General features: G+C 44.0%; 23 protein-coding genes and 2 pseudogenes. 23 read left to right on the top strand and 2 right to left on the bottom strand.

What is annotated here, in order from left to right; all coding sequences use genetic code 11:
- Nucleotides 1-1,161: 1,161 nt before the first annotated feature.
- The 17 genes from QZR76_RS07495 (at nucleotide 1,162) to QZR76_RS07415 (ending at nucleotide 18,121) form a co-directional block, all read left to right on the top strand.
- Nucleotides 1,162-2,832, top strand: a complete 1,671-nt coding sequence (locus QZR76_RS07495) for a putative transporter (RefSeq protein WP_294141870.1) — start codon at nucleotides 1,162-1,164, stop codon at nucleotides 2,830-2,832.
- Between the two features lie 143 nt (nucleotides 2,833-2,975).
- Nucleotides 2,976-3,305: a cupin domain-containing protein gene (locus QZR76_RS07490; protein WP_294141869.1), complete on the top strand. Its 330-nt coding sequence runs from the start codon at nucleotides 2,976-2,978 to the stop codon at nucleotides 3,303-3,305.
- Between the two features lie 59 nt (nucleotides 3,306-3,364).
- Complete coding sequence (locus QZR76_RS07485) at nucleotides 3,365-5,593, top strand: heavy metal translocating P-type ATPase (protein ID WP_294141867.1); 2,229 nt, start codon at nucleotides 3,365-3,367, stop codon at nucleotides 5,591-5,593.
- A 24-nt stretch (nucleotides 5,594-5,617) separates the two neighbouring features.
- Nucleotides 5,618-5,833, top strand: a complete 216-nt coding sequence (locus QZR76_RS07480; RefSeq protein ID WP_294141849.1) for a heavy-metal-associated domain-containing protein — start codon at nucleotides 5,618-5,620, stop codon at nucleotides 5,831-5,833.
- 1 nt (nucleotide 5,834) lies between these two features.
- The gene (locus tag QZR76_RS07475; RefSeq protein WP_294141847.1) at nucleotides 5,835-6,602 is read left to right on the top strand and encodes a YaaA family protein; all 768 of its coding nucleotides are present in this window, start codon (nucleotides 5,835-5,837) and stop codon (nucleotides 6,600-6,602) included.
- Nucleotides 6,603-6,663: 61 nt separating this feature from the next.
- A complete protein-coding gene (locus tag QZR76_RS07470; RefSeq protein WP_294141845.1) occupies nucleotides 6,664-7,413 on the top strand; it encodes a CDGSH iron-sulfur domain-containing protein in 750 nt (249 codons plus the stop codon).
- 175 nt (nucleotides 7,414-7,588) lie between these two features.
- Nucleotides 7,589-8,350 (top strand): DUF1295 domain-containing protein, encoded by a 762-nt coding sequence (locus tag QZR76_RS07465; protein ID WP_294141843.1) that lies wholly within the window; start codon nucleotides 7,589-7,591, stop codon nucleotides 8,348-8,350.
- A 23-nt stretch (nucleotides 8,351-8,373) separates the two neighbouring features.
- Nucleotides 8,374-9,594: an NADH:flavin oxidoreductase gene (locus QZR76_RS07460; protein WP_294141841.1), complete on the top strand. Its 1,221-nt coding sequence runs from the start codon at nucleotides 8,374-8,376 to the stop codon at nucleotides 9,592-9,594.
- Between the two features lie 39 nt (nucleotides 9,595-9,633).
- On the top strand, nucleotides 9,634-10,428 hold the full coding sequence (locus QZR76_RS07455; RefSeq protein ID WP_294141839.1) for an SDR family NAD(P)-dependent oxidoreductase: 795 nt from the start codon (nucleotides 9,634-9,636) through the stop codon (nucleotides 10,426-10,428).
- A gap of 46 nt (nucleotides 10,429-10,474) precedes the next feature.
- Nucleotides 10,475-11,347 carry an SDR family oxidoreductase gene (locus QZR76_RS07450; protein ID WP_294141838.1) on the top strand — a complete coding sequence of 291 codons (873 nt, stop codon included), beginning with the start codon at nucleotides 10,475-10,477 and terminating at the stop codon, nucleotides 11,345-11,347.
- Between the two features lie 45 nt (nucleotides 11,348-11,392).
- Nucleotides 11,393-12,028, top strand: coding sequence for an endonuclease III (gene nth / locus QZR76_RS07445; RefSeq protein WP_294141836.1), 636 nt, complete (start codon nucleotides 11,393-11,395; stop codon nucleotides 12,026-12,028).
- Between the two features lie 215 nt (nucleotides 12,029-12,243).
- A complete protein-coding gene (gene lipA, locus QZR76_RS07440) occupies nucleotides 12,244-13,098 on the top strand; it encodes a lipoyl synthase (protein WP_294141833.1) in 855 nt (284 codons plus the stop codon).
- 1 nt (nucleotide 13,099) lies between these two features.
- Nucleotides 13,100-13,774 (top strand): lipoyl(octanoyl) transferase LipB, encoded by a 675-nt coding sequence (lipB, locus tag QZR76_RS07435; protein WP_294141831.1) that lies wholly within the window; start codon nucleotides 13,100-13,102, stop codon nucleotides 13,772-13,774.
- 227 nt (nucleotides 13,775-14,001) lie between these two features.
- Nucleotides 14,002-14,601: a GNAT family protein gene (locus tag QZR76_RS07430; protein WP_294141829.1), complete on the top strand. Its 600-nt coding sequence runs from the start codon at nucleotides 14,002-14,004 to the stop codon at nucleotides 14,599-14,601.
- A 209-nt stretch (nucleotides 14,602-14,810) separates the two neighbouring features.
- Complete coding sequence (locus QZR76_RS07425; RefSeq protein WP_294141827.1) at nucleotides 14,811-15,554, top strand: copper homeostasis protein CutC; 744 nt, start codon at nucleotides 14,811-14,813, stop codon at nucleotides 15,552-15,554.
- Nucleotides 15,555-15,559: 5 nt separating this feature from the next.
- A complete protein-coding gene (locus QZR76_RS07420) occupies nucleotides 15,560-17,308 on the top strand; it encodes an aconitase family protein (protein ID WP_294141825.1) in 1,749 nt (582 codons plus the stop codon).
- An 18-nt stretch (nucleotides 17,309-17,326) separates the two neighbouring features.
- A complete protein-coding gene (locus QZR76_RS07415; protein WP_294141823.1) occupies nucleotides 17,327-18,121 on the top strand; it encodes a nitrilase-related carbon-nitrogen hydrolase in 795 nt (264 codons plus the stop codon).
- Between the two features lie 46 nt (nucleotides 18,122-18,167).
- On the opposite strand, the gene QZR76_RS07410 is transcribed toward QZR76_RS07415, so the two are convergent.
- Nucleotides 18,168-18,347, bottom strand: coding sequence for a hypothetical protein (locus tag QZR76_RS07410; RefSeq protein WP_294141822.1), 180 nt, complete (start codon nucleotides 18,345-18,347; stop codon nucleotides 18,168-18,170).
- 163 nt (nucleotides 18,348-18,510) lie between these two features.
- Nucleotides 18,511-19,698: a porin gene (locus QZR76_RS07405; protein ID WP_294141821.1), complete on the bottom strand. Its 1,188-nt coding sequence runs from the start codon at nucleotides 19,696-19,698 to the stop codon at nucleotides 18,511-18,513.
- Between the two features lie 471 nt (nucleotides 19,699-20,169).
- On the opposite strand from QZR76_RS07405, the gene QZR76_RS07400 reads away from it, so the two are divergent.
- The 6 genes and pseudogenes from QZR76_RS07400 to QZR76_RS07375 all read left to right on the top strand — a co-directional run bounded on the left by QZR76_RS07400 (nucleotide 20,170) and on the right by QZR76_RS07375 (nucleotide 24,130).
- Nucleotides 20,170-20,541, top strand: a complete 372-nt coding sequence (locus QZR76_RS07400) for a sigma-70 family RNA polymerase sigma factor (protein ID WP_294141819.1) — start codon at nucleotides 20,170-20,172, stop codon at nucleotides 20,539-20,541.
- A gap of 130 nt (nucleotides 20,542-20,671) precedes the next feature.
- Nucleotides 20,672-20,830, top strand: a complete 159-nt coding sequence (locus tag QZR76_RS07395; RefSeq protein ID WP_294141817.1) for a hypothetical protein — start codon at nucleotides 20,672-20,674, stop codon at nucleotides 20,828-20,830.
- Nucleotides 20,808-21,002, top strand: a pseudogene (locus QZR76_RS07390) (AAA family ATPase); the annotation flags it as partial. The gene QZR76_RS07395 and the pseudogene QZR76_RS07390, both read left to right, overlap by 23 nt.
- A pseudogene (locus QZR76_RS07385) lies at nucleotides 21,003-21,321 on the top strand (mobilization protein); the annotation flags it as partial.
- A 383-nt stretch (nucleotides 21,322-21,704) separates the two neighbouring features.
- Nucleotides 21,705-23,099: a TolC family protein gene (locus QZR76_RS07380; RefSeq protein WP_294141816.1), complete on the top strand. Its 1,395-nt coding sequence runs from the start codon at nucleotides 21,705-21,707 to the stop codon at nucleotides 23,097-23,099.
- A 2-nt stretch (nucleotides 23,100-23,101) separates the two neighbouring features.
- Nucleotides 23,102-24,130, top strand: coding sequence for an HlyD family secretion protein (locus QZR76_RS07375; RefSeq protein WP_294141815.1), 1,029 nt, complete (start codon nucleotides 23,102-23,104; stop codon nucleotides 24,128-24,130).
- Nucleotides 24,131-24,160: the final 30 nt, after the last annotated feature.

Raw genomic sequence — 24,160 nt, 5'->3', positions numbered from 1 at the left:
TATAAATGTTTGCGGAAGTCGACCTCCGATGAAAGGGGGGCTGAGCGTGGTTACGGGGATTATATTTGGTAATAAAAGTTCTTTGATGTTTTGATAAAAAACGAGTTAAATAAAGTCGTCGACCTCCCGGTAAAATCTACGAATTAGTGGTCGACTGAAAAACACTCATGAAAAAGTACTGTTATGAAAGATTAATTTATTGATTGTTAGTTTGTTATATTGAAACCTATAATGGACTTTAATAGCACTACGGAAGACTTGAAATATACTTACAGTTTTTGACCTATTTAGATTGTAAGAACTTTAATAGCACTACGGAAGACTTGAAATTATATTTGCTGTATAGTTCTGCTCATACTTAGTAAATACTTTAATAGCACTACAGAAGATTTAAAGATATAAATCAGAATTAACTCCTAAACTTTTTTAGGACAAGACAACAAGACTATCCCCCAATCACTCAATCACTGAATCCTTTAATCCCCGAATCTCTTGCTTCTTTAAATCATAAATCTAAAATCTGAAATCGTAAATCTCTTTAATCCCCAATCACAGAATCACCTAATCCCTAAATCCCTTGATTCTTTAAATCGTCAATCTAAAATCCGAAATCATAAATCTTCCACCTTCATCTTTTCATTTGCAATAGAGAGGGCTAAACCCTTCGGGGCTGGACGTTTCCGTCGGTCGTGTAGCCGGTTTGCGTTCACTATCCTCCGGGACTCGCTTCGCTCAAACAATCCGTCGGTTGGCCGTTTCTCAAACCGAACACGACGCTCGCCGTTCACTATTGATGCCCCTTCGTTTTTAGCCCTTCCCCCTTAATCCCCAATCACTGAATCCTTTAATCCCCGAATCCCTTGCTTCTTTAAATCGTCAATCTAAAATCCGAAATCGTAAATCTCTTTAATCCCCAATCACTCAATCCCTGAATCCTTTAATCCCCAAATCCCTTGCTTCTTTAAATCATAAATCTAAAATCCGAAATCGTAAATCTTTCAATCACAGAATCACCTAATCCCTAAATCCTTTAGTCTTTTCATCTCTTCATTCTTTTAATCTACAATTAAGATGTATCTTTAGGAGAGTTTTTCGTAAAAGGAGGATGAAGTTTTATTTTTTATTATTTTCTTTGCGGGATTTTTCGGATAGGAATAAAGTATGGAATGGTTAAATGAGATATTAGTAGAACATTCTGTCATACAGGCTGTTATTGTCGTTTCGTTAGTTTCGGCAATAGGATTGGTTTTGGGTAAAATTACGCTTTGGGGTGTGTCGTTGGGCGTGACGTTTGTGTTTTTTGCCGGAATCATGGCGGGGCATTTGGGATTAACGATCGATCCGCAGATGTTGAATTACGCGGAGAGTTTCGGGTTGATCCTCTTCGTGTATGCTTTGGGATTGCAGGTCGGCCCGGGTTTTTTCGCTTCCTTGGGCAAGGCCGGAATACGGTTGAACCTGTTGGCTATGATTGTGGTTATTTTAGGAGTGGCTATGACGTTGCTATTTCATTGGACAACGGGAGTCTCTTTACCGGATATGGTTGGAATATTAAGCGGGGCTGTGACCAATACGCCTGCATTGGGGGCGGCTCAGCAGACGTTAAAGCAGATCAATGATCCGGCCTATTTGTCTTCGGATCTGGCTTTGAGTTGTGCGGTGACTTATCCCTTGGGTGTTGTCGGCGTGATTATTGCCTTGATTATGATTCGGAAACTGTTTGCCTCTCGTATATTCTTTAAGCGGGGAAACGAAGATAAAACCAAAAAGACCATTATTGTCGGGTTTCGGGTGAGTAATCCGGGAATCTTTAATAAATCGATAAAGGATATGGCCAAATTATTATCCAAAAGATTCGTTATATCAAGGCTTTGGAGGGATGGGAAAGTAATTATTCCGGCTTCCGATACGATCGTGGAGGATGGAGACCGTATTTTAGTGATTACGACCGAGAGTGAGGTGAAATCTTTGGAGGTTGTTATCGGTGAATTAGATAGTCAGGATTGGAATAAAGAAGATATCGATTGGGATGCCATCGATAGTCAATTGGAGTCTCATCGGATTGTAGTGACCAGTTCGGAGATCAACGGGAAGAAATTAGGGGCGTTACGTTTGAGAAACCAGTATGGTATCAATATTACCCGTATTTACCGGTCGGGTATAACCCTGTTACCGACACCCGATTTGACGCTTCAGTTAGGAGATCGATTGACCGTGGTGGGGGAAGCTGCTGCCATTGCTAACGTGGAGAAGGTACTTGGAAATGCCGTGAAAGACTTGGACGAACCGAATCTGGTATCGGTTTTTGTCGGGATGGTTGTCGGTTTGCTTTTGGGTTCCATACCCTTAGCTATTCCGGGGATCAGCTTTCCGGTAAAATTAGGATTGGCCGGAGGGCCGATTGTTGTCGGGATTCTTGTAGGGGCTTTCGGGCCTCGGATTCATATGATTACTTACACGACCATTAGTGCCAATCTGATGTTGAGGGGCTTGGGGTTGTCGATGTATTTGGCTTGTCTCGGGCTGGATGCGGGTGTTCATTTTTTCGATACTGTTTTCAGACCGGAAGGTTTGTTGTGGGTAGGTTTGGGATTCGCGATCACTTTTGTTCCCGTGGTGTTGGTAGCTATCTTATCCGTAAGCGTGATAAAGGTGGACTTCGGTTCGGTTGCCGGTATGTTATGCGGCAGTATGTCCAACCCGATGGCCCTGAATTATATAAACTCAACGGTAGATGGGGACACTCCATCTGTTGCATATGCTACCGTATACCCGTTGACTATGTTTGTCCGGGTGATTATGGCCCAGGTTATCTTAATGCTTTTCTTGTAATTCCGCTGTTCTGTGTTGTTGTACTGATTTATCCGGATTTTTTCGGCAGGTATCATAGATAACGGCGGAATAAAAACGTGAAAAAGTGCTGTATTTTTTAATAAAATGCTCTTTTTTTTAAATGCAGAAAGTTGTATACTTGTATGAAAGAAAAAAGAGGAATGAAATCAATTTACGAGGCGATCGGACAGGCGGGAAGCAAGGAGCTGGTGACCGTTTTGTTGCGTAAGGAAAATGTTCGCGTAGAACGAATTGTTTCCACGGGACAGGTATCTCCCGAGGGTTTTTGGTATGACCAGGAGGAAGACGAGTGGGTGATGATCGTACAAGGAGAGGCCGTGTTAAATGTGGAGGGAGAATGGAAGGAACTAAAGCAAGGGGACTATTTATTTTTGCCGAAACATTGTAAACACCGGGTAGAGAAAACGGGAGAAAAACCTCCTTGCATTTGGTTGTGTCTGTTCTGGAAGTAGGTGGTAGGGGTGAAACCAAACCCATGTAATAACGTATAGTAGAATCAAGGAAAATCGATATGTCAGATCATACAGGTCATATAAGGGAAACCTATCAGGTATTAGGAATGAGTTGTGCTTCATGTGCCGTGAGTGTGGAGTCGACTTTAAGTGCTCAAAAGGGAGTTCAGGAAGCAAGAGTTAATATATCCAATTCGACCGTTTTCGTTGATTTCGATCCGCGGACGGTTACGCCGGAGGAGCTGCAGAAAGCCGTAGAGGCTGCCGGCTATGAACTGGTGATAGAAAAACAGGACGATCCGGAAGAGGCCGGACGTTTGCAGGAGGAAGAGTATCTTTCGTTAAAGCGAAAGACTACGGGGGCGATTTTGCTTGCCATTCCCGTTTTTGTGATCGGAATGTTTTTTATGCATATGCCTTACGGTAATTGGATCATGTTTGCCTTCACTCTTCCCGTGATGCTCTTTTTCGGCCGTGATTTTTTTATACATGCTTATAAACAGTTCAGGCACGGTCGAGCCAATATGGATACGTTGGTGGCCGTAAGTACGGGAGTCGCTTTTCTTTTCAGTCTGTTTAATACGATTTGGCCTGAATACTGGACCGATCGGGGATTAGAGGCACATGTTTATTATGAGGCTGCTGCCGTTATTATTGCCTTGATTTTATTGGGACGGCTATTGGAAGCAAGGGCTAAATTCAGCACTTCTACCGCTATTAAGAAATTGATGGGGTTGCAACCGAAAACCGTGATGAAGATCGGAGAGGATGGCCGGGAGGTGGAAATCCCCATTAAAGAAGTTTTGGTCGGAGATGTATTGGTTGTTAAGCCGGGAGATAAGATTCCGGTGGACGGAACCGTTACGGAAGGCGTTTCGTTCGTGGACGAGAGTATGATCACGGGAGAACCCATTCCGGTGGAGAAGACGACCGGGGGTATTGTTTACGCGGGAACCATTAACCAAAAAGGAAGTTTCAGATTCCGGGCCGAAAAGGTCGGAAACGAGACGATATTGGCTCATATCATCAAAATGGTACAGGAGGCACAGGGAAGTAAGGCTCCGGTACAGAAATTGGTGGATAAGATTGCCGGTATATTTGTTCCGGTAGTTATGGGAATTGCCGTATTGACTTTTATTGTTTGGATGCTTGCGGGGGGAGAAGAGGCGTTTACACATGCCTTGTTGACCTCTATTACGGTATTGGTAATTGCTTGTCCCTGTGCTTTGGGTTTGGCGACGCCGACCGCTATCATGGTCGGAATAGGTAAGGGAGCCGAGAATAATATTTTGATTAAAGATGCGGAGGGGTTGGAGATGATGCATCAGGTAAATGCGATCGTATTGGACAAGACGGGAACGATTACGGAAGGACAACCGGTTGTCACCGATATGAGTTGGAGAGGGGTGGATAAACGGGAGGAATACCGAAGTGTTTTATCCGCTATCGAGCGTCGTTCGGAACATCCTTTGGCGGATGCTGTCGTGGAGGCGTTGAAGGAAAGTCCTGTTACGGATGTCGAGATAAAAGATTTCGAAACAAGTGTGGGGAAAGGGGTTATAGCCTATGTAGGAGGGGAGGCTTATGGCGTTGGTAATCGCAGGCTGTTGGCAGATATGCATATTGCATTGACAGAAGAGGAGGAAGCTTTGGCATCCGGTTGGGAAGAAGAAGGGAAAACGGTTGTATTCTTTGCCGGGCGGGAAGCGGTTCTTGTCGTTATTGCTATTGCCGATAAGATCAAGTCCACTTCCGGACAGGCAATAAAGGCACTGCAAGAAATGGGAGTGGAAGTTTATATGCTGACTGGAGACAATACGCGAACGGCCCGGCGGGTGGCGGATGTTCTGGGTGTACGTCATTTTAAATCGGAAGTAATGCCCTCGGATAAGGCTGATTTTGTCCGGGAATTGCAACAGGAGGGAAAAATCGTGGCTATGGTCGGGGACGGCATAAACGATTCGCAGGCGTTGGCACAGGCGGACGTAAGCATTGCAATGGGAAAAGGATCGGATATCGCTATGGATGTGGCTAAGGTGACATTGATCACTTCCGATTTGAATATCCTTCCCAAGGCAATAAATCTGTCCAGGCAGACGGTAAGGACGATCCGGCAGAACCTGTTCTGGGCTTTTATATATAACGTGATCGGAATACCTTTGGCCGCGGGAGTATTGTATCCTTTTACCGGTTTCCTTTTGAATCCGATGATTGCTGCTGCGGCTATGGCATTCAGTTCGGTTTCGGTCGTAACGAATAGTTTACGTATCAGATTTAAAGGTTTGTAACGAGAAAAATTTAAATGAAAAGGTATGGAAAAAAAATTTAGATTTAAAACGACATTAAAATGCGGAGGGTGTGTAGCTAAGGTTACCCCTTTGTTGAATAGTTTGAAAGATGTGACCGAATGGTCTGTTGATTTAAATTCTCCGGAACGGGTATTGACGGTAACGTTGAAAACCGGGGATACGGATTCCGTGATAAAAGCTGTTTCCGGTGTCGGGTATAAGATTGAGGAGCTGAGGTAGGATGTTGGTACTGTTATCTCCTGCCAAGACCATGAACATGTCATTGGTCGAACAAGATATACCTCATACGACGCCGTTATACGCTGCCGAAGCCGAATTCCTTGCGGACCGGATGCGAAAGTATTCCGTGTCCGAGTTGGCTCGTTTGCTTAAGATAAGCGATAAGTTGGCAGAAGAGAGCTATCAACGGTATCAACGGTTCGGATCCTTGTCGAGTCCTCGTAAGCAGGCTATTATTGCTTATGACGGAACGGTTTTTAAGGCTATGGACACATCCTCTTTTACCGAAGCCGATTTCAATTACGTGCAGGATCACGTACGTATCGTTTCGACTTTGTACGGCTTGGTGCGTCCTTTGGATTTGATTCAGGCCTATCGTATCGCTTATACTTTGAAATTGGACAAGGTAGAAGGGAAGAATTTATACGACTATTGGCAACCTAAATTAACCCGGCTTTTGATCGAAGATGTTCTTAAGGCCGGCGGTATTCTCGTGAATTTGGCCAGTCTGGATATTCTGGGAGCTTTACGGATGGACCGAATCAACGAGGAGGTAAGAGTGGTTACTCCTGAATTTCAGGAGTTCAGAAACGGGAAATGGGAAACCGTTCGTACTTATGCCAAGATGGCCCGGGGGATGATGACGGGTTATATCGTGCGGGATCAGATCGAGGATCCGGAGGATTTAAAATCCTTCACCTGGAAAGGATTTGCTTTTAACGCGGATCTTTCCGACGAGCAACACTATATTTTTACCCGAGAAAGGTAACGATTCCGGAAACAAAATAATGTTTTTTATCGTATACAGATCATAATCAAATCTATATGTCATGACACAAGAAAAACGTAATGTAGAACCGGGGACCCCCAAGGCCGATAGTAAATACTCTATAGTTATCGATCGGAAAGGTCCTTATTTTGTATATGGACAACCTCCATTGAAACAGGAATTCATTATGCCGAACGAGGAAGGAAGTTCATGGGAATATGCTGCCGGAGAGAGTTATCCGACGACGGACGAGCCGACGGCTTTATGTCGTTGCGGGGCTTCGAAACATAAACCTTATTGCGATGGAGCTCATTTGACGGCGGATTGGGATCCGACTTTGACGGCTGATAATATACCTTTGTTGGAGGGTGCCGACGTTATTGAAGGACCTACATTGGATTTAACGGATAACGAAAGGTATTGTGCTTTTGCCCGTTTTTGTGATGCTTACGGAAGGGTATGGAATTTGGTGGGGGAATCGGATGACGAGGAGGCTCGGGAACTAACGATCCGTGAAGCCAATTATTGTCCTGCCGGGAGATTGAAGGCATGGGATAAAGAGAAGGGGAAATTTATCGAACATCCTTTGAAGCCGGCGTTGAGTTTAATCGAAGATCCGGCAGAGGATTGCAGCGGTCCGTTATGGGTGAAAGGAGGTATCCCGATGAATGATAGCGAGGGTGTTGAATACGAGTTGCGTAACCGGGTCACTTTATGCCGTTGCGGGGCTTCTTCCAATAAGCCGTTTTGCGACGGTTCTCATGCCAGTATTCATTTTCAGGATGATCTGCCTCAAAATCCGAAAAAATGAAAATATAACGAACTGATAGAGGGGAGGAACCGATCCGGAAAAGATCGGTGGACTTGAGACGTCCGGAAGGTTGAGAAAGAGATAGGCCGTTCGGATGTCTTTTTTTTTTGCTATTCCTATAGTAATCAGGCATAATTTTTGTTATGTTTGCCTAAATTTAGACAACAATCAATATATGGAGGCATTTGATAGTTTTTTAATCTCGATGACGGTATTGGCGGTAATTGTTTTTATCGTTCTCTATTTCGTGAAGGCCGGATACGGAATTTTTTTCGACGGAAAGTGGGGAAGACCGATTGACAACAGGATAGGATGGGTTTTGATGGAGTCACCTGTTTTTGTGGCCATGTTTCTTTTCTGGTATTTTTCCGGTCGTCGCTTCGAGATTGTTCCCTTGTTGTTTTTTCTCTATTTCGAGCTTCATTATTTCCAGCGTTCTTTTATTTTTCCGCTTTTGTTGAAAGGAAAGAGCAAGATGCCGATAGGAATTATGATTATGGGGATCGTGTTCAATATGTTGAACGCTTGTATGCAGGGAGGATGGATTTTTTACCTGTCGCCGGAAGACATGTATACTGCCGACTGGTTGACGACCCCCCAGTTTATCATCGGAAGCATTTTATTTTTTGCGGGGATGGGGATTAATATTCATTCGGATCATATTATCCGAAATTTGCGAAAACCGGGAGATAGCGGGCATTATTTACCTCGCGGAGGAATGTTCCGTTATGTTACTTCCGCCAATTATTTCGGGGAGATCGTGGAGTGGAGCGGTTTTGCCGTTTTAACCTGGTCATGGGCCGGATTGGTATTTGTCATATGGACCGTGGCCAATTTGGTTCCGCGGGCACATTCCATATACCAGCGTTATCAACATATGTTTGGCGATGAAATAGAGAAATCTCGTTTAAAACGGGTTTTTCCGTTTATATATTGACAGAGCAATAAAAAAATAGTACTATGTCATCTAATTTGTTTACACCGGGAGTAATAGGTCCTTTGACGTTACGAAATCGAACTATTCGAGCGGCGGCATTCGAGGGTATGTGTCCGGGGAATGTCCCTTCTCAGATGTTACACGATTATCATTGTTCCGTGGCCAGGGGAGGTATCGGAATGACCACGATCGCTTACGCGGCTATCGTGCGGAGTGGTTTGTCTTTTCCGCATCAATTGTGGTTAAGACCAGAAATTATTCCGGATTTACGTCGTCTGACGGATGATATACATAAAGAGGGAGCTGCTGCTTCCGTTCAAATCGGGCATTGCGGTAACATGTCCAAGCCGGGAATGGCCGGGTGTACGCCTATATCTGCCTCTACCGGGTTTAATATCTATTCGCCGACCTTTGTGCGGGGAATGAAAAAAGAGGAGATATACGAGATGGCCAAGGCTTTTGGCCGTGCCGTGAATATGGCCCGGGAGGCCGGTTTCGATGCGGTGGAGGTTCATGCCGGACACGGGTATTTGCTCAGTCAATTCTTGTCTCCTTATACCAACCACCGGAAAGACGAGTTTGGTGGTTCGTTGGAAAACCGGATGCGGTTTACGCGAATGGCTATCGAGGAGGTTATGAAAGCAGCCGGGGATGATATGGCGGTATTGGTGAAGATGAACATGAGGGACGGGTTTAAGGGTGGAATGGATATTGATGAGTGTATAGAGGTGGCAAAAGTACTGGAACAGGGCGGTGTACATGCTCTGGTCCTGAGCGGGGGATTTGTGAGTTGTGCTCCCATGTATGTTATGCGGGGGGCTATGCCGATAAAAACATTGACACATTATATGCAACAGTTCTGGTTGCCGATAGGAGTTGCTATGGCCGGCCGGTTTATGATTCCGACGGTTCCTTTCCGGGAAGCTTACTTTTTTGAGGATGCGGTAAAATTCAGAAAAGAGGTTAAGTTACCCTTGGTGTATGTCGGCGGATTGGTATCCAGGGAAAAGATCGATATGGTGCTGGATGCCGGCTTTGAGTTTGTGTCTATGGCGAGAGCGTTGTTGAACGAGCCTGATTTTGTAAACCGGATGGCGAGAGACGAACATGCCCGGAATGCCTGCGAACATGTGAACTATTGTATTGCCCGAATGTATTCGCGGGAAATGGCTTGTCATCAGCATATGAAAGATTTACCTCGAAAGCTGGAACGGGAGATTGAGAAGATAAGAAGAAAGGGATAATCTTGGCTATTGAGATAGAATCGTTAGAATGTAAAGCAGATGGATAGAAATAAACCAGAGGGAAAATTTGCCTTGGTGACGGGAGCGAGTTCCGGAATCGGAAAAGAGTATGCCAGGGAGTTGGGATCGAGGGGATACGGATTGGTACTCGTGAGTAATGAGGAAGAGCGGATTCAGGAGGTCGGAGCGGAACTGGCGGCGGAATATGGAGTGGATACATACCCTTTGTATATGGATTTGGCCGTAACGGATGCGGCGGAGCGTCTTTACGCGTATTGTAAGGAGAGGAGTTTGGAAATAGAGGTATTGGTGAATAACGCGGGTATGTTTAAATTGAGTAAGGTGGTGAATCTTCCTGTTGCCGTTACGGAGAAAATGCTATTGTTGCACATGGTTACCCCTGCTATGTTATGTCGGTATTTCGGTGAAGATATGAAAGTACGGGGCCGGGGGTATATTTTAAATATGTCTTCCATGTCGGCTTGGCTGTCTTATCCGGGGATTTCGTTGTATGCTTCTACCAAATGCTTCTTAAAGTGTTTCTCCAGGGCTTTTCGTTTGGAAATGCTGGATTATGGTGTTTACGTGACGGTATTATGTCCCGGGGCGATAGCGACGGATCTTTATCATTTGAGTAAGCGGTTGCAGAAGTTGGCTTTACGTTTGGGGGTTATGATGACTCCTCAAAGATTGGCTCGTCGGGCGATACGGGGAATGTTTCGTAAGCGAGCCTGGATGATGCCCGGGTTGGTGAATTATTTTTTTATGTTTTTTTTATTTTTTCTTCCGTTGGGGGTGGTTCGGTGGATTATGAGAAAAACGAAAATGATATAAGAGGCTTATGCTAAAATTAATATTGTAACTATTATAACGAGATCATATGGACAGATGGATTATTGTAACCGGAGCTAACGGCGGGATGGGACGGGCTATTACCGAATCATTGGCAAAAGCCGGACATCCGGTAGTTATGGCCTGCCGGAATACGGAACGATCCATGGATATCAGAAATCGTATCGTGAATGAAAGCGGTAACCGGAAAGTGGAGTTGTTACGTCTGGATCTGTCTTCTTTTGATTCTATTTATCGTTTTGTTGAGCAGTTGGATGATCGGGAAGTGGGGGGATTGGTGAATAACGCGGGTATCATGTGTAAGGATTTTTCTGTTACATCCGACGGGTTGGAGACGACCGTGGGGGTGAATTACGTGGGTCCTTGGTTATTAACCCGGTTATTATTGCCCTATATGGGAGTTAATAAAATTTCCAGAATCGTCAATGTCTCTTCGTGCACTTTCCGGATGGGAAAGATTGATGAGTACTTTTTTGAACCTGTGCGGGAGAAATTTCGTCGTTTTAAAGCCTATTCCGCTTCCAAACGGGCTATTTTATTGTATACTTCGGAGTTGGCAGATCGTTTAAAAGAGAAGTCCGTCGTGGTTAATGCCGTGGATCCGGGAGTGGTAAACACGGGAATGATCACGATGCATCAATGGTTTGACCCGTTGGCAGACCATTTTTTCCGCCCTTTTATTCAATCTCCGGAGAAGGGTGCAGATACTACTATCTGGTTAACTACGTCAAAAGAGGGAGAGAGTTACACGGGATGTTTTTTTAGGAAGAGAAAAGAGATAAAACTACCGGACGATATTTTGGCCCGGGAGAGCCGTCTGAGCTTGTGGAGGGCAACAGAGGATTTTTTAGAGAAAAAGAGAGGATTTCATTTTCAGGACAAGCTGAGTCTTTCGTTCTGACTTTTATTGTGTATTTTTGTGGTATAGAATATAAAAAATCAAAAAATGAAATTAGAAGAGAGGTATAAAAATGTTATTGAGTGGTTTAAAGAGAATATGCCGGTAGCCGAGACCGAATTGCATTATCATGACCCATTCGGATTGATCGTAGCCGTGATTTTGTCGGCTCAATGTACGGACAAGCGGGTGAATATGGTGACGCCCGGACTCTTGGCCCGTTTCCCCGATGCCGAGTCCATGGCGAAGGCGGAAGTATCGGAAATATTCGAATTAATTAAATCCATCTCTTTTCCTAATAATAAATCGAAACACCTTTCCGCGATGGCTAAGAAACTGGTTACCGATTTCGGCGGTAAAGTTCCTGATGATATGGAAAAATTGCAGACTTTACCGGGAGTGGGTAGAAAAACCGCCAATGTCGTCGAAGCGGTAGCTTTCGGAAAAGCAGCTATGCCCGTAGACACCCATGTATTTCGGGTGTCCGATAGAATCGGGTTGACTACTAACGCGAAGACCCCGTTGGAGACGGAGAAACAATTAGTACAGCATATCCCGACCGAAATTCTTTCAACGGCACATCATTGGCTGATACTGCACGGGAGATATGTATGTACGGCCCGTAAACCCAAATGTGAAAATTGCGGTATTGCTTCCTATTGTCGTTATTTTGAAAATAAATAATTATTTTTCTCGGACTGACGCAACCTTTTCCGTTTTTTTACATCTAAGAGATAACTAAGTAATAAAAACGGGAATTTTTAATGGATTTGAGTAGTTCAGAATTGAGCAAGTCAAAATTAGGGTTAGTAGTAGTGGTAAAGCTGTCTTTTTAGACAGCTTTTCTTTTTTATGCAACAGAGAAGAGGTATATTTGCCGGAAATTTAAAAGACTTCATATGGCGTGTTGTAACAGCAGAAGAAAACCGGAATGGTTGAAAATAAAATTGCCGAAAGGACAGAGTTCGACAGAGGTATTGAATATAGTTCGGGGACATCATTTGCATACGATATGTACGAGCGGAATGTGCCCGAACCAGGGTGAATGTTGGGGAAACGGAACGGCCACGTTTATGATCGCGGGAGACGTATGTACCCGTTCCTGCAAATTTTGCAACGTAAAGACCGGACATCCGGCACCCTTGGATCCTCAGGAACCGGACAATATTGCCCGTTCCATTCAGTTGTTGAAATTAAAACATGCCGTAATTACCTCGGTAGACCGGGATGATGTGGATGATTTGGGAGCTTCTCATTGGGTGAAGGTTATACGGAAGGTAAAGGAGATAAATCCGGAGGTTACCATGGAGGTGTTGATTCCTGATTTCCAAGGGCGGAAAGAGTTGATCCAGCAGGTTATCGATGCTCGTCCGAATGTGATTTCCCACAATTTGGAGACTGTAAAGCGTTTGTCCGATAGTGTCAGAAGCAGGGCTACCTATCCGGTTTCTTTGGAGGTGATCAAACAGATTGCCGATTCGGGGATTGTATCGAAATCCGGTATTATGTTAGGATTGGGAGAGACCAGAGACGAAATTTTGGAGACGATGGACGATCTACGCGGAGTAGGCTGTAAGGTCATGACGATTGGCCAGTATCTACAACCTACGGCTAAAAATCTGGAAGTAAAGGAGTACGTTACGCCGGAAGTATTTGAAGAGTATCATCGGATTGGTTTGGAAAAAGGATTTACACACGTGGAGAGCGGTCCTCTGGTAAGATCCAGTTACCATGCCGAGAAGCATGTCAGATAAGATGAAGAAGACCGTATTTTTAGACTTGGGGTTGGCGGATTACCGTTCCGTTTGGCAAAAACAGGAGGAATTGATGGATGGGATCAAAGCCCGTAAATCGAAAGGGGAAACTACATCCAATTATCTTTTGTTCGTGGAGCATCCTCATGTTTATACTTTGGGAAAGAGCGGGGATGCTGCCAATATGTTAATCAATTCCATTCAGCTTCAGGCAAAGCAGGCAGAATTTGTAAAAGTGGACCGGGGGGGGGATATTACCTACCACGGTCCGGGACAGCTGGTGGTATACCCGATCGTGGATATGGATAATTTCGGATTGGGTGTAAAAGATTATGTGGATCGTTTGGAAGAAGTCGTTATTCAAAGTATAGGCGAATACGGGATTCAGGGAGAACGATTAGCGGGAGCGACCGGTGTATGGCTGGAGTCTACGGGAGCGAAAGCCCGTAAAATTTGTGCCATTGGAATCAGATGTTCCCGTTTTGTGACTATGCATGGTTTTGCCCTAAACGTGAATACCGATATGAATTATTTCAATTACATCCATCCTTGCGGATTCGTGGACAAGGGAGTTACTTCGATGGCCCGGGAATTGGAGCATACATTGGTTATGGAGGAGGTGAAAGGAGTCGTAAAACGGAAGTTTGAGGAGTTATTCGGAATGGAATGGGAATAATTTCTTCCTGCACGATGCAAACCGGTCTCTTTTGATTCCGTTTTCCGTGATTTTTTGTAAAAAGAGAGTTTCTGTTTATTGTAACGCATTGATATATATCAATTTGTTTATTGAAAATTTATTTTCACTTCGGAGTACAGCGAATCATTAATCTCCGTATGTTTGCGTAGTTTTAATGATAAAAAACAATTTGAATAGAGGAAGATTCTGAAAAGAATCTTGCGATTATGAAAACAGATGTAGGTGATTTTCCTTCGTCGATGAGTTTCGGGAAGGAAGCTTTTATATTACCAAAAGAAGCACAACCCGTGCGTATTGAAGGAGACGGATTTGTGTTGAGAGAGTGGCGATTCTCCGATTGTAATTCCTTGGCGGAAAACGCGAATAATGTAAAAGTATGGAATAATGTAATGGATCATTTCCCTTATCCTTACACGAAGCAAGATGCTTTTGATTATATCAGTATGGTCCATTTGCTACCGGGACCTCCCATGCGATTTGCCATAGAGATTGACGGCAAAGCTGTCGGCAGTATCGGATTCGGTTCCGAGGGCGATATAGAAAGGATAACGGCCGAGATCGGTTATTGGCTGGGAGAAGCTTATTGGGGGAAAGGAGTTATGCCCAAGGTTATAAAAGCGGTTACGGAGTATGCTTTTGAAACTTTTCCTTTTCAAAAGTTGTATGCCTTGGTATTCGATTACAATCAAGCTTCTATGCATGTGCTGGAAAAGGTGGGATATACTCTGGAAGCCGTATTGCATAAAGCTGCCGTGAAAAACGGTAAAATAATCGATTTTTATTACTACAGTATACTGCGCCCCTGATTTGTAAGGGACGTCGAAACGGGGTAGAATACTTATTGTGGTATATTAAAAACTACGATAAGTATCGTCGTGTATTTCAGTCCGGTAAACGGTATTGATGATTCACGTATGTTTGTTTTGTTCGTTTCCGTATGAATTTCTTCGTGGATTATTTGAATAGAAAGGAATAAAGGTTTATTTTTATAATCTAATTGATATTCGGTATAGGTATGGAACATAAGGTGGAAGTTGAAGTTTGTGTTTATTCATTGGAATCCTGTTTGAATGCACAGGCGGCGGGGGCGGATCGGGTGGAGTTGTGTACGGCTATGTATGACGGGGGATTGACTCCGTCGGCTGCTGCTATCCGAATGGCGAGAAATTTATTGTCCATCGAATTATACGTGATGATCCGGCCGCGGGGAGGAGATTTTCTTTATTCCGATTTGGAATTTCAGCAGATGAAAGAAGAGATTCTTTATGCCAAGTCTTGTGGTGCGGATGGGATCGTTTCAGGTATTTTGTCAGCAGATGGTCGGGTGGATACGGAGCGGATGAGGGTATTGGTGGAGTGTGCTGCTCCTTTGAAGGTTACTTTTCATCGGGCGATAGATATGGTAGCGGATATGGAAGAGGCGTTGGAAGATGTGATCCGGGCCGGTTGTCACCGGATATTGACATCGGGAGGTGAGAATGATGTAGAGAAAGGAAGAGGGAATATCCGACGCTTAGTCGACCTTGCCAAAGGGAGAATTAAAATTATGGCCGGAGCCGGCGTTAACGCTGCGAATACACCATGGTTGATAAAAAACAGGGTGGATGCTATACATTTAAGCGGTAAAAATCATAGAGATAGTAAAATGATTTATCGTAATCCGAGGGTATCGATGGGAGGGGTTCCCGGTATTCCAGAGTACGAAGAATTTTATAGTGATGTAGAAAAAATAGAGGCGGTAGTCAAATTGATAAATTAATAATTATGGAACGTACATTTGTCGAGAAAATATTGAATGCACCCAGCGGAAGTATTGTCGTCCGGGAACCGGATTATGTTTTAAGTCATGATAATTCGGCTCGGATCCGTAGAATATTCGAACGAATGAAGGGGGAGAACGTGCATTGTCCGAATCAGTTGGTTATCGTGTTGGATGGAAAAGTATCCGGTTTGACAAATGAAATGATCAATGAATATAATTCCATTCGTGATTTCGTGGAGGAGCAAAATATAGAACATTTTTATGATTGCGACCGGGGTATTTGCCATCAGGTACTGGCAGATATTGTTAAGCCGGGGATGTTAATCACGGGAAGTGACAGTCATATTGCTACGGCCGGAGCATTTAACAGTTTTGCCATGGATATAAATAAGACGGAGACTGCCGCTTTGTGGAAAACGGGTAAAATATGGTTCAGGGTTCCCGAGACCATAAAGCTTGTTTTAAAGAATAGCTTGCCCGATGGTGTTGTGGCGAAAGATCTGGCCTTATGGATCATGGGGATATTGAGCGAACTGGAGGTAAACGGACAGGTCATTGAATATCATGGAGATGGGGTCGGGAGTTTATCTATTGCCGATCGGATGACGATAGCCAACGTATCCACGGAGATGGGAATCGAATGTTCCGTTTTTCCGCCCGACGACGTATTGGCTGATTATTTCAAAGAACCGGCCGTTCGGGGAATATGGGCGGATAAGGATGCTCATTATGTCAGGTATATTGAAGTTGATTTGGCAAAAGTATTTCCATTGGTGCTGGATACGGTACATGGAGAGATCAGAGGAGTAAACGAGATCGAGGGTATTAAAATACAACAGGGGCTGATAGGAGGGTGTGCTGCCGGTCGTTTGGAAGATTTAAGGTTGGCGGCGATGATATTGGACGGGAAACATGTAGCCGATAGTTTTCAGCTTTTTATTGTTCCGGCTTCCCGGGCTATTTATTTGCAGGCAATTGAAGAGGGTGTTATCGATATCTTATCCCGGGCCGGAGCCATTATATTAGGTGCCAGTTGTGGGCCTTGCCTGAGTGTAGGACATATGGCTTCTGCCGAAAACAGTTGTTTTATTTCGACGACCAATAGCCATTTTATCGGAAACACGGTAACATCGGGGGTAAAGAAATATGTCGCTTCTCCGGTGACGGTAGCGATGACGGCCATACGGGGAGAGTTGTCGACCGTAATTCATTTTCAGGGTGCCGAATTTAAATATAAGCGCAAACCCGAGGAGCAAAGATGTCTGGAAGAGTATGATTATCGTAAGAGTGCAGCCATTTGGAACTATTCCGATATCGATAACATCTCTTGTCACCAGATATTTTCCGAGAAATTGACTTATAAGGTGACTCATGAGCAGACGGATTTGATAAAACCTGCCCTCTTTGCCGGATTGGATATGAATTTTGCCGTAGAGGCGAAACCGGGGGATTTGATTGTTGCCGGCGAAAATTTCGGTTGCGGCAGGTTGATTAAACATGCCGTGACGGGGTTAATGGCCGCAGGAATACGCGTGATCATCGTGAAGTCGGTCAACCGTAATTTTTATCGGATGGCGATGAATTACGGACTTTACATTATTATAAATCGGGAAGTGGCGAAAGACTATATGTCTGGCGATCAACTGACTTTGGATATAGAAACCGGAAAATTGTATCTGAACGACCGGGAGTATCTTTTAGCTGGGATCGATCCGCTTTTTTTCGGATTCCTTCGGAAAAAAATTAGTTGATATGTATACAACAATATTATGATATTTAGATTTTGTATTCTCTGTTTTTGTTTAAGCCTGTGCGGAAAGGCGGAGGCCCAACAAAAGAAGGGCTTAAGGGTAGGTTTGGTACAGGCTTCATTCCTCTGGGGAGACGTTGAGGGGAATTTGAAAGCATTCGGCAGAAAGATGGCGGAATGTAAGGAAGGGGACTTGATCGTTTTACCCGAATTGTTTGCTTCCGGGTGTTTGATGAAGAAGAGAGAAAAACAGGAGTCTTTCCGTGAAAAAGTACGGGTTGCTTCCTATTTTACCCGTGTTACGGATTCTTTGAAACAATGGTCTGCCCGTACGGGGGCCGTGATTATGGGATCGACGGTGTACAATGAAAATGGGAAGTTTTATAATCGGTTGGTGGTAGCCTTTCCTGACGGGGAGTGTCGTTTTTATGATAAACACAATTGTTTTAAGATGAGTGGATATACCCCGGGGGAGGAACAATTGGTTTTTGAATACAAAGGCTATAAAATAGCCACTTATATATGTTATGATTTACGTTTTCCGGAATGGAGTAAAAACAGGGTCGGTTACGATATGGCTGTTTATGTAGCCAATTGGCCGGAGTCTCGTCAAAAAGATTGGGAAACGTTGTTACGGGAACGGGCAATAGAAAATAAAGCGTATATCGCGGGTGTAAATTGTTGTGGTACTGATCCCGGTGGATTGAAATATGCCGGAGGATCCCGGTTGTTGAATCCCGAAGGGAAGGTGTTGGGAGAGTGCCGTGATTTTACCGACGAAATTGTTTGGGTCGATGTCGATACCCGTTTCTGATGTCATTTGATGAACGGGCGGAAAATCGTCAATCTAAAATCCGAAATCATAAATCTTCCAATCCCTTCATCTCTTCATTTGCAATTGAGAGGGCTAAACCCTTCGGGGCGGGACGTTTCCGTCGGTCGTGTAGTCGTTTTTCGTTCACTACCCTCCGGGACTCGCTTCGCTCAAACAATCCGTCGGTTGGACGTTCCGCAAACCGGACACGACGCTCGCCGTTCACTATTGATGCTCCTTCGTTTTTAGCCCTTCCCCCTTAATCCCCAATCACTCAATCACTGAATCTTTTAATCCCCGAATCCTTTAATCCCTTGCTTCTTTAAATTGTCAATCTAAAATCCGAAATCATAAATTTTCTAATCACAGAATCTCTTCATCTCTAAAGGTTAAAATAAGGGAAGATTATAAATTAGTCCCAAAGACAGTTGGGTGGTTGAATAATCTTTTGTTCCATATTGGTTTGCCCGGTCCGTGTATCTATAAGAGCGCCCTAAGTAAGCCAAGTAGAAACGGAAGTTTTCTTTCATGGGATAGAACTCGATTCCTCCGAAATAACCGTACGAGGTCCGGTATTTCCCTTTTTCCCGGTTCCGAGTTTGTTTATAAATGGAAGCCGTTTCATACATCCCTTTTACAAACAGATTCCAATGGGGGCGGAAACGGTAGTTGAGTTTCGTTACCCAGGATTGATATCTGGTATATTCTGCACAAGTGGGATTTTCTTCGGAACGGATGATATCCGAAATGATTTCCCGGCTGTCCAGTTCTTCGTCCGAAAGAGTAAAGTCCAGATAGATATTCAATTTATTGATATTTAATTGATTTCCAATGACATAATAGAAGATACAAGTGTTACGGGCTTGATTTAGGAGGGAAAAGGACCAGCGGGTAGCTAACCTGTTCCCGAAAAAATAACCGTTCCAATTCAGGGTATAGGCCAATGGAAGCTTGCTTTTCTCCATTCCTTCCGGTAATATCCCATACAGTTCTTCCATGGAACTGCAACGGCTATTGACGATCTGAATCTGAAATTGTTGATTTGCGTTTAATTGATATATACCGGTTAATCCGGTCATAAAATCGAAATACATATAGTCGATCATATCGCTATATTGGTAAATTTCGTGGGGATCGAGATCGTATTCGAATCCGCCGTATGCGGCAGCTTGTTTTCCTATTTTAAAAGAGAGGCGATCCGAAAACCGGACATCGACCATGGCATAGTCGATGGAGAGGGGAAGGTTATCCAACTCGGCCGGGGTATTTCCTCTATTCAATCGTTGACGCCATCGATAGGATAGCCAGGGTGTGACTTTTCCGCGAGCATCGATACGGAACTCTTTCATCTTAAAAGCGGCTTGTTCAAATTCATCTCCCCTGAAGTTAGTGTTGAATCCTCCCTGCATAAGTATGGAAAGATTGAAGTAATCGGTTTTCTTTTCTATACCGCTGACCGTCTCGAACAAAGATTTTCCGGACAGAGTGTCTTGTTCCGATAGATGCGATAGAAGGGTTTGTGAATGACTTTGAGAAAAGAGTAGCGACAGCAAAATAATAAATGAGGCGATTTTCATGAATAATTCCGTTTAACGTGTTTTTGGTTAAGTTCAATTAAAGGCGGCAAAAATAATACTATATTCCTCTTTTGCAAAATAAATAAAGCAACAAAAAACAGCATATTAATATGTAACTGGGAATACGAATATTTTATATTGTTATCTGTTGTGTCTATATTAAAACAATATTGTATTAAATTCATGTTAAAAATATAGATTTGTTTGTCTTTATTCATGGTGTAAGTATATTTTTATATAATTAATTATAGTACGGGAGTCTAATTTGCGTGTGATAATTTCATAGGATAAGTTTTTATGAGGAGTATTATAAAATAGGTTGATATCGGATGGAGGAAGCTGATAAGATTTTAGAACTTTTGAAACAGGGAAATAAATACGGCTTGGAATTGCTTTTTCGTCGTTTTTACAGGCCTTTGACCGCTTATTCAATTTTGGGAAAATAGACGTTTTGATTCGATAAAAAATTATTTGCGTTCTTATTTATATCAGTCGGTTCGTAATCGTTGTTTGAATGTGTTGGAATCGAAGGAAGAGATTTTATTAAAGCCGATAGATACCGTTTTGGAGTGGCCTGCTTCGGAGCTGTTTGACGAATCGGACTATGATCGTTACATGAGCTCTATTTACAAGGAGATCGATAATTTACCAGACCGCACACGGGAAATTTTTAAAGCCGTAGTTTTAGAAGGAAAACGTTATAAGGAGGTAGCTGAAGAGTTTAATGTTTCGATTAATACCGTGAAGACAGTTTTGACCCGTTCACTCACGACACTTCGTACAAGATTAGATGATAAAACTTTCTCTATTTTATGGGCTTTCGTTAAGATGATACGTGAATGATATTTGTATGAATGTCTTATATTCAGCTTTTTACTATACTTGTTGAAAAAATAATTTCTTTTTATTAAAAATATTGTCACCCATTTTTGATTTTTTCCTGTCGTAAGGACAAAATTAAAAATGGAATACGATGCATGAAATACCGGAAGACATTATAGAATTGATTTTAAGATCTTATCGGGAAAAATTGCTGGTCCACGAGTCGAGTCGTTTGGAAGAATGGGAATGGAACCATCCTGAATGGCGGGAGGTTGTTCGGAGGTTGAGTGTGGGACAGCTTCTGGTATGAGGGGGAACTGTCCTGCCTCTTTGCGGATTCCAATGTGGGCAAGTCCATCCTTGCCGTGCAGATAGCCGACCGTATCGCCCGGACTGACAATGTGCTGTATCTGGACTTTGAGCTGTCCGAAAAGCAGTTCCAACTCCGCTATACCAACGAACACGGAAAGCTCTATACCTTCCTTATTGGCTGTCTCAGTTTCCTGCTGCTCAAAACAAGCGACATCTTCCGCAAGGCGGTACATTGTGTTATCCGTTTCGCTCGTGATTATTACAAGCCACACTTTGACACCGAGCAGGTCGGACATTAAGGGTGCTCTTGACCTGTTCGGAAATGACAGGCAATCACACTGGACTGCCGGGGATTTCCTGTACTTCACCGCCAAGTAGAAAGGCGGGTTTGACAACCGGGAGCAAATCAAAGCCAGACGGGAAGTTGACAATGTGGTGGAAGGAAATTATGACCAACAGCAAAAGAGAGGCTTTTCAATGAGAAGATAAATCAACAATGAGGGTGTATCGTAATAAATAAAGTGATGCACCCTCATTAAAAAACTTCGTGTGGTGATAAAAGTACTAACAATTGTTACAGAAAATTATATTGATACATCCTATTCCTATTTAAGTTTGCATATACAATTATTCCGACTTTCTCAACCCTATTTTGAATTTTTATTTGTAAATTTGCGCCGGATTTTTTAATCAATAGTGCTTGATATTCGGTTCTCATCTTTTTATATTCCCTGATGAGACTGTTTGTAGAGCATTGTGGCAGATGTAATGCTGTCCGGACTCTTAAGTTCATTATTAGTATTTCCAAGGGAATGACAAAGGTTAACGGTTAAAGGAAAAATAATGAACAACAATACATCTATTTTTATTTCATGAACAAATTTATGGCTTATTCTGCTTTGGCTGTCGCTCTGATGGCCGAAGGGGCTTTTTTTGTGCCTATATGTGCGCAAGACAGGGCTGTGCAGGCGATGACACTCACAACACTTTACAACCTTGCTGACCAGCAGAGTCAAAAGGTGAGAGTGAGTGAGGTAGCTCTGCGGGCAGCCGATGAAGGGGTGGCAGCAGCCAAATCGGCTTTGCTGCCGAGTGTGGATTTGAGCCTTCAGGGCAGTTATACGGGCAATGCATTCATGCTGTCGCGAGGCTTTTCGACTAATGGAACGACTGATTACATCGTGCCGGGTGTGGGAGCTGTTCCCGTAGCAAACGGCAAACAGGACACTCCCCACTGGGGAAACAGTTTTACAGCTCAAGTGTCGCAGGTCGTATATGTGGGTGGTGCTATCCGTTCGGGTATCCGCATGGCGGAACTGGGTAAGGAAATGGCAGAACTCGATGTCGAGAAGAACCGCCAGGAGGTACGCTTCTTGTTGACGGGTTACTACCTTGACCTCTGCAAGCTGAACAATCAGATAGAAGTGGTTCGCCAGAATATCGCACTGACGCAGAAGGAGATTGAGCAAATGAAAGCCCGCCGTGAGCAAGGCACCGTCTTGCAGAACGATATCACTCGCTATGAACTTCAGTTGCAGGGGCTTGAACTCACGTTGACGAAGCTCACCGATGCTTCTACTGTCATCAACTATCAGCTGGTTACAACACTTCATTTACCGGAGCAGACGGTTATAGTACCCGATAAGAATGAACTTGACACAGAAATAAATGCAATCTCGGCAATCGCTGCTCAAGATATATGGCAACAGACAGCAGCGGACAACAACCTTGGTATCCGTCAGGCAGCAGTTGCCACAAATCTTGCGGAGCAGAAAGTGAAGCAGGCAAAAGCGGAATCATTGCCTTCGGTAGCTGTTGTGGCAGAGAATCAGTTCTTTGGTCCATATACGCAAGACCTCATCCCGAAAGATTGCAATGTAAACGTGTGGTTCGTCGGGATAGGTGTAAAATTCAGACTTGGCAATCTTTGGAAGAACAAACACCACATCCGCAAGGCACGTGTAGAGCATCAACAGTCGCAGGAAGCACTCGCCTTGGCGCATGAGGGGGTGGAGAATGGTGTACAGGCAAGCTACACCAACCTTCTGACATCCTACACCGAGGTGAAGACGCAGCAGAAGCAGGTGGAACTTGCCAATCAGAACTACTCCGTGGTGCAAAACCGTTATCAGAATGACCTTGCGCTCCTTACTGATATGGTTGATGCCTCTAACATGAAACTCTCTGCTGAAATAGCACTGGTCAATGCCCGCATCGGTATGCTTTATAATTTCTATAAACTCAAATACGTAACAAATACATTATAATAATGGAAAAGAACAAAATATACACTTATATATATAATACGCTCATCGTGCTTTGCCTTTTGGGCGGAGCTGTTTACGTGGTAAGTCAGTTCATACACTTCGGTAGTGGAGAATTTACCGACAATGCCCGTGTTCGTCAGAATGTCGTGCCTCAGAGCAGCCGTGTACAAGGCTTCATCCGTGAGGTACGCTTTACCGATTTTCAGCAGGTAAGGAAGGGGGACACACTCGTCATCATTGAGGATGCTGAATTTCGCTTGCGGCTGGCTCAAGCCGAGACAGACCTTATCCGTGCCGAACAGGGCTCGAAGGGAACGGCAAGCAGCATCGTTACCACCAAGACAAGCATGACCGTTACCGAGGCAGGCATCGAATCAGCACGTGCGCAGATGGAGAATGCCATGCGTGAGGATAACCGTTTCAAGAACCTCCTCAGCCAAGATGCCGTCACCCAACAACAGTATGATAAAGTACATACGGGTTATCTGAGTGCCAAGGCAGCCTATGAACAGGCGGTTCGTTCACGCCAGATGCAGTCGGCTGTTGTAGCCGAGCAGGGACATCATCTTTCTGCTTCGGAGCAGGGCATAGAACTGGCTCGTCGTGCTGTTGACCTCGCCCGCCTTAATCTTTCTTATTGCTACATCATTGCCACTTGCGACGGTACTGTCGGCACGAAGGACATTCATGCAGGACAGCTTGTCAATCCGGGGCAGACACTGGTGAGTATCGTTGACAAGGATGAACGTTGGATTGAGGCGAACTACAAGGAAAGCCAGTTGCCTCACATCAATGTGGGCAATAAGGTGGAGATTACAGCTGACGCCGTTCCGGATGTGGAATATACGGGTACGGTGGAACGCATCTCCGATGCTACCGGCAGTGCCTTCTCACTCATTCCCATCGACAATGCCACTGGCAATTTTGTGAAGGTTGAACAGCGTGTTACCGTGCGCATCAAGCTCGATACGAACAGTGATGTTGCCAAGCTAAAGGGCGGTTATAATGTGGAATGTATCGTTAAGGAGTAATGCGTAATGGGACAATTAACAGAATTCTTT

Source organism: uncultured Sanguibacteroides sp., from assembly GCF_900543425.1.
In the GTDB taxonomy this organism is placed as follows: Bacteria; Bacteroidota; Bacteroidia; order Bacteroidales; family Marinifilaceae; genus Gabonibacter.
The sequence above is the reverse complement of the archived record's forward strand: the minus strand, read 5'-3'. Positions and strand labels throughout refer to the sequence as shown.